The sequence below is a fragment of the Thalassospira sp. MCCC 1A01428 genome, from assembly GCF_002115825.1.
GTDB lineage: Bacteria > Pseudomonadota > Alphaproteobacteria > Rhodospirillales > Thalassospiraceae > Thalassospira.
On sequence record NZ_JFJZ01000017.1, the window covers coordinates 54,551 to 60,687 of the forward strand.

4 protein-coding genes are annotated in these 6,137 nt (G+C 50.6%); 3 read left to right on the forward strand and 1 reads right to left on the reverse strand.

Annotation, left to right across the window (positions count from 1 at the left end):
• Nucleotides 1–101 precede the first annotated feature (101 nt).
• The 3 genes from THS27_RS14230 to THS27_RS14240 all read left to right on the forward strand — a co-directional run bounded on the left by THS27_RS14230 (nucleotide 102) and on the right by THS27_RS14240 (nucleotide 2,556).
• Nucleotides 102–911 (forward strand): thioesterase II family protein, encoded by an 810-nt coding sequence (locus THS27_RS14230; protein WP_085591983.1) that lies wholly within the window; start codon nucleotides 102–104, stop codon nucleotides 909–911.
• A gap of 114 nt (nucleotides 912–1,025) precedes the next feature.
• On the forward strand, nucleotides 1,026–1,595 hold the full coding sequence (locus THS27_RS14235) for a YcjF family protein (protein WP_085591985.1): 570 nt from the start codon (nucleotides 1,026–1,028) through the stop codon (nucleotides 1,593–1,595).
• Between the two features lie 190 nt (nucleotides 1,596–1,785).
• On the forward strand, nucleotides 1,786–2,556 hold the full coding sequence (locus THS27_RS14240; protein WP_085591987.1) for a hypothetical protein: 771 nt from the start codon (nucleotides 1,786–1,788) through the stop codon (nucleotides 2,554–2,556).
• Nucleotides 2,557–2,630: 74 nt separating this feature from the next.
• Here THS27_RS14240 and THS27_RS14245 read toward each other — a convergent pair whose 3' ends face one another.
• Nucleotides 2,631–6,125, reverse strand: coding sequence for an AMP-binding protein (locus tag THS27_RS14245; RefSeq protein ID WP_085591989.1), 3,495 nt, complete (start codon nucleotides 6,123–6,125; stop codon nucleotides 2,631–2,633).
• Nucleotides 6,126–6,137 lie beyond the last annotated feature (12 nt).

Sequence of the window (6,137 nt, forward strand, 5' to 3'; positions counted from 1 at the left end):
CTGTAACAGGCCTGTTGCGTCACGATGAAATGCAACGGCCTGTTAGAATTACCTTTACCTGGCGATTTTATCGGCAAGCATAAAATTCAGAAACACAGAACATGACCCAGACACCCTGGCTGATACAGCCAACACCCCGACATTCCACGCGGATGCGCCTGTTTTGTCTGCCATGTGCGGGGGGCGGGGCGTCTTTTTATCGCCTTTGGCAATCAAAGCTGCCTGACGATATTGAGGTTATTCCTGTTTGTCTGCCCGGCCGGGAACAGCGGTTGGGGGAACCTGCAATTGATCATATCGATCAGATGGTTCCAGGCCTGGAAAAGGCAATTTTACCGTCACTTGACCTGCCCTTTGCATTTTTTGGCTACTCCATGGGCGGTATCATTGCCCATCATCTGGCCTGCCATTTGGCAATTCAGGGGCATCGCACGCCTGCGCATCTGTTTATTGCGGCTCTTCGTGGCCCCGACCTGCCCCTGTCAAGGCCACCGGTTCACGCCTTGCCATCGAATGAATTATGGCAACACATTGCCAACTATGGCGGAACACCAAAAGAAATACTGGAAAGCGCAGAATTTTGTGCCCTGCTTGAACCCTCACTAAGGGCCGATTTCAAACTGGTCGAAACAACATCTTCCCGGAACCTGCAAAAACTGAATTGCCCTGTTACTGTTTTCGGCGGCACAACAGATACCAGTCCTCGACCAGGGGAACTTGCCGGATGGCATCAGGCAACAAATGCGCTCGTTAAAATACACACCTATCATGGTGGTCATTTCTTTATTCAGGACCATCAAAACACGTTATTATCTATTATTGCGTCCGAAATGTCGGGAAAAATATTCAATCCTAAAAACGCAAACGAAAAAAACCATGCCTCAACCGCTGATGAAAATGTCCTAAAATGATAATTACTTCTACGCGTTGCGAATGGTCGTAAGTTGAGGTAGAGTATAAAAGATATCTTATCACTGTTTATTTAGCCCATCCATCGACATACAGCTATTTACGAAGAGGCGATTATGAGCGAAGCAGAGACAATCGAAGAGACTGAAGAAGTCACGCTGGCAGAAGCTGACGAGCTCCGTGCTCAGTCCCGTGACTGCATCCATCGCCACAGCGTTTATGCTGCGGTGGGCGGACTGGTTCCAATTCCTTTCCTTGAAATGGCAACAAGCAGCACCATCCAGTTACGGATGCTTGCCAAGCTGTGTGACATTTACGGCGTGCCGTTCTCGGAAAATGCCATCAAAAACTCGGTTGCGACCCTTGTTGCAACAGTATTCCCGGTTACCGGCGTTGGCGTAGCAACAGCAAGCCTTATCCGTCGTATCCCGGTCGCGGGCACTGTGTTTGGTATGGTTGCCATGCCAACCTTTGCAGCCGCCAGCACCTATGCCCTTGGGCGCGTCTTTTCCTGGCATTTCGCCCGCGGTGGCACGGCTTGCGATTTCGACTCAGAAGAAATGAAAGACCGTTTCAAAAGCGAATTTGCCGAAGGCAAACGCAAAGCGTCGGAATTTGTTAAAGGTGGCAGCAGCAAAACAACGTCTGCAAAATCCACCGGTGGTGCAGCAACGGCCAAAGCCTGATTCTGGCCTGCACATCGTAATATTATTAAAAATGCCCAAAGCATGCTTTGGGCATTTTTTTATCTGGTGCCGAACCTGTTTGTCAGACCAGATCGCGATAAATATATTTGTGTTTTATAATAGAGTTCACACCCAAGTATTTTTGTTCATTTTAAATATTTAATCCCGGTAATCAGTACGAGACCATGAGATGACCAATCCGGATGCGATCAGCATTCAATCACTTGTATTAACACGCAACAAGGCACCCGGAAGCTTTGCAAGCGATACACCGCTACGCGCAACACTGGCAATAATTGACCTTGATTGCCTGATACCGGCGACCTGTAACAATTTGGTTGCGTCCCTGTTAAACAAAACTGAAATTACCCGTATCAACAAATTTACACATGCCAAACGCCAGCAAAGTTTTACGTTTGGCAGGCTTGCGGCAAAGCTGGCACTTTCTCATCACTGCCCGGGTCATAATCCGCGACATGCGCAAGTCGATAACGGTGTTTTTGATCAGCCTGTCATCACAAGTGCCAGCACCGCATTTAATGACCTTGGTGTTTCAATCACGCATTCTGGCCATTATGCGGCTGCACTGGTGTTTCATCGCGCTCATCCGATGGGAATTGATATCGACTTGCCAACCACTGACGATGCCAACTTAATTCTGGCTGACTTAAAACCTGCCATCACCAAAATGCTTGCCGGCCTGCACCTTGGCACCCAAGCCCGTGCTGGCCTGATCTGGGTGGCGCGCGAAAGCATCGGAAAAACCCTGACAACCGGCATGATGACGCCCTTAGCAATATATGCCCCGTCATCAATCGAAATGCAGGACGGAATTTTTGTTGTGCAATATGAAAACTTTGCCCAATACCGCACCCTGATCTGGCCCGGCATTAAGGGTTGGTTCGGGCTTACCCTTCCCCGCGAAACAGCACTTTCCCTATCAGACTTTCGCTGGACGTAAGGGCCAGTTCATAACGCCAAATACCCTTAACATCGGGGTCCGGGGCAGATGTTACCTGCCCCGGGTCAGAATTTTCAGCCAAGTTGTTCACGGATACATTTGGCAACGCCAACAATATCTGGTGCCATCATCATGGATCCGTGCGTGCCACTCACCCATTTCAGGGTAAGGTTCGCACCAACAAACTGTTCCCAACCGCTATATGGGTCGCCGTCAATGCCCGGTGCGGCCAGGCTTGCAGTTGTTGGTCGCACCAGCAAAACATCGATATCGTCAAGTTTGGGCGGTACATAATGAATCGCTGCCAGCGCATTATTCTGGAATACCGCCAACAAACGCCGAATAACACTGCGATCCGCACTTTGAGGCAAAAGATCCGAATCTTTGCCACGTACCAGCAAATAATCAATCCTTTGTTCCGGTGTCATTGCCCGAAGCATATCAACATCAAGCAAGCCAAGTTCCGAAAACATATCCGCAAGATATTCGGCTTCATCCTTGCGCAAAATCTCGCGTACCGAGTCCGGGACGGCTACCGCATCAAGCAAATAAACCCCGCGAACATCAACACCGGACTGTTGTAACCGGTATGCCGCTTCAAAGGTGAGCAACCCGCCAAAGCTCCACCCTGTCAGATGAACCGGCCCTTCTGGCAGAGCGTTGCGAATGTGGGGCAAATAGGCCGCTACCATTTCCTCAACCGACGGATACAGGGTTTGGCCTTCTTCCAGACCTTGTGCCTCGACCATATAAATCGGCTGTTCAGGGCCAAGTTCCCGCGCAAGATTTTGATAACACAAAATATTTCCGCCAACGGGATGGAAACAAACCATCGGAATGGCCGATCCTTCAGCATTCACCGAAACAATCGGACTTTTCGCATATTGTTCTTTTTGCCGGTCCTCTATCCGGGCGGCAAGTTTCGCAACACTGGAACAACTAAACAAATCACTGAGCGGTATTTTAACGTCTGTCATATGATTGATTTTTGACAAAAACTGAACCGCCAGAACACTATGTCCGCCCTGTTCAAAAAAGTCGGCGTCAGCATCCTCGATACGGCAATCAAGCACCGCCGACATAAGCCCGGCCACCGTGCGCTCCAGGTCGTTCGATAACGGTTTGGCCGGTTTGGCATTCCGCAGGTCCGACTTTTCGTCCGGGGCGGGCAATTTTGAAAGGTCAACTTTGCCGCTAATCGTTAGCGGAATGTCAGCAACACATATCAAGTGGCCTGGCACCATATAGGCCGGCAGGCTTTGTTCAAGCATGCTGCGGCACGAAGCTGCTTCAAAACCCGCGTCAACAACAAGATAGGCAACAATATCGGCACTATTTGCAACGCGACCTGCGCGCAGGGTAACCGTTGCCCGACGCACCAGCGGATGTCGGCATAGCGCATTTTCAACTTCACCCAGTTCAAGTCGGTTACCACGTACCTTGACCTGGCCATCCTCGCGGCCAACAAAAACAATCTCGCCGTCACTACGCCGACGGCCGATATCGCCGCTGCGATACCATCGGTCACCATCAACATTGATCACGAATTTCTGCCCGGTCTGGGCCATATCGTTTAGATAACCCCGCGCCACACCGGCCCCGCCAATGCGAATTTCACCTGGCACGCCATCGGGCAATACGCGCCCCTGTTCATCGCAAATATCAATAACCACACCCTGAATGGCCTTTCCAATCGGCGGCGGCAAAATTTGGCGATAATTATGGGATGTCATCACATATTGCGCACTTGAAACGCAACATTCGGTCGGGCCATAGGCATTGACCAGCTTGCAATTACCATGTTGGGCACTGGCAAAAAATGTTTCGACCAGATCGGCCGAAACAACTTCGCCACCAAGAACAACCATCCGCGCGCCACAATGCAACCCGCTTTCCTGCCAATAATCAAGCAGTAAGGAAAACAGGCTTGGCGTTGCATCAAGCTGGTCAATCTCGTGGTCGATGATGAAACGATGCAGGCTCTCGGGGTCTGTCCGTGTTTCCAAGCCGGGAATATACAGGCTTTGACCATTCAAAATGGCGGCAAATATTTGAACAATGGACCCGTCAAAAGCAAATGGCGCAACACAGCTAAGGTTCAAAGGGCGGTTACTATCGTGATGTTTAACCGGGTCAAGTTGGGTATCAAATACCGACTGGGCCAGATTAACCACCGAACCGTGCTCAACCATCACCCCTTTAGGGATCCCGGTTGTACCGCTGGTAAACAATATATAGGCAAGGTCATGGGCGGTTGTTGCCACTGCAACGGCGTCATCCACCTGAAGCGCAAGATGCGTGCTATCGTAACGGCGTTTTTGACCCAAGGTAGGTTTTACCGCGCTATCAGGCCTTAAAACACAATCAAAAGTATAAGGTGCAGGGTCAAACCCTGTTGCAGCAATGGCACTGCGCTGAGCCACGAACCCGCCCTGTTCGGCAACCCAGTCTTTAAGGAATGCCTCGGGTACAAACAGGTCTTCTAAAAAATCAAGCCGGGTATCATAGCCTTTGCCTGCATTATCGCGCGCAAACATTGCCAGATCGGCAAGATATTGCTCTTTACTGTCGGCATCCCAGACATTGCCCAGATAAATCGCCCCGTTCGGCTTCAAAAGACGGGCGGCCTTGGCCAGAACCTGCCGCAAATATCCAAAACCGGGAAAATTCTCGATCACGCTGTTAAGAATGACCAAATCAAACGAACCCGGTTCGTAAACATCAATATCATGCGCACCTAACTGACGCCCGACAACATGACGCATACCGGATTCTATCGCCAGGGCTTCGGTCCGTTCAACATTGCGCCGGGACAGATCGGTAGCAACATAGCGCCCCACCACCGGTGCAACATGCTTCATCGTAAAGCCCGAGGCACAGCCGATTTCAAGCACATGTGCATCTTTGGAAACCAGGTCAGTGATTTTATTGCGCGCATTGGAACCAAAGGCATCCATCGCACTTTGTGCAATCGGCTGCCCCGTAAAGGCACTTTTCCAGCCCCCCGCCTGAATATTGTCGGCATCATCACCTGCCAGATGATCCCACAATTCAACCGACATCAGCGACCCGGGCATTTCCGATAGGGCGTCAATGTTAGAATGATCAACGCATAAAACATGCGCCAGCCCCTGGCAACGCCACTGTAACTGATGTAAATCGCCAATATGGGCGCGATCTGCCAACACCAATGCAATATCGGCATTGCGCACCATGGCTGCACGGCGAACCAGCGGCACAGTCGGGTCAAGCGGCACAAAGGCATGCCCTGCCTTTAACACCCCCAAAACAGCCGTAATATAATGCTGATTACGGCCCGTCATAATGCCAAGTGGCGCTGTTTTCGCAAGTTCCAGACTGGTTATAAACTGTGCAATCCGGTTGCTATCACGATCAAGCGCATCATAGGTCAGACTGGCGTTTTCATCCACAATCGCGACACGATCCGGAAACGAACGGGCAATATCGGCAAACCGCTCAACAATGCTGGCAATTGTTGCTTCCGGTTTGGTGGTCTCGGCATTCCGGGACGTCTCGATAGTGTCAAAATCAAAATCGGCGATTTTCATTTGGCTGTCCCT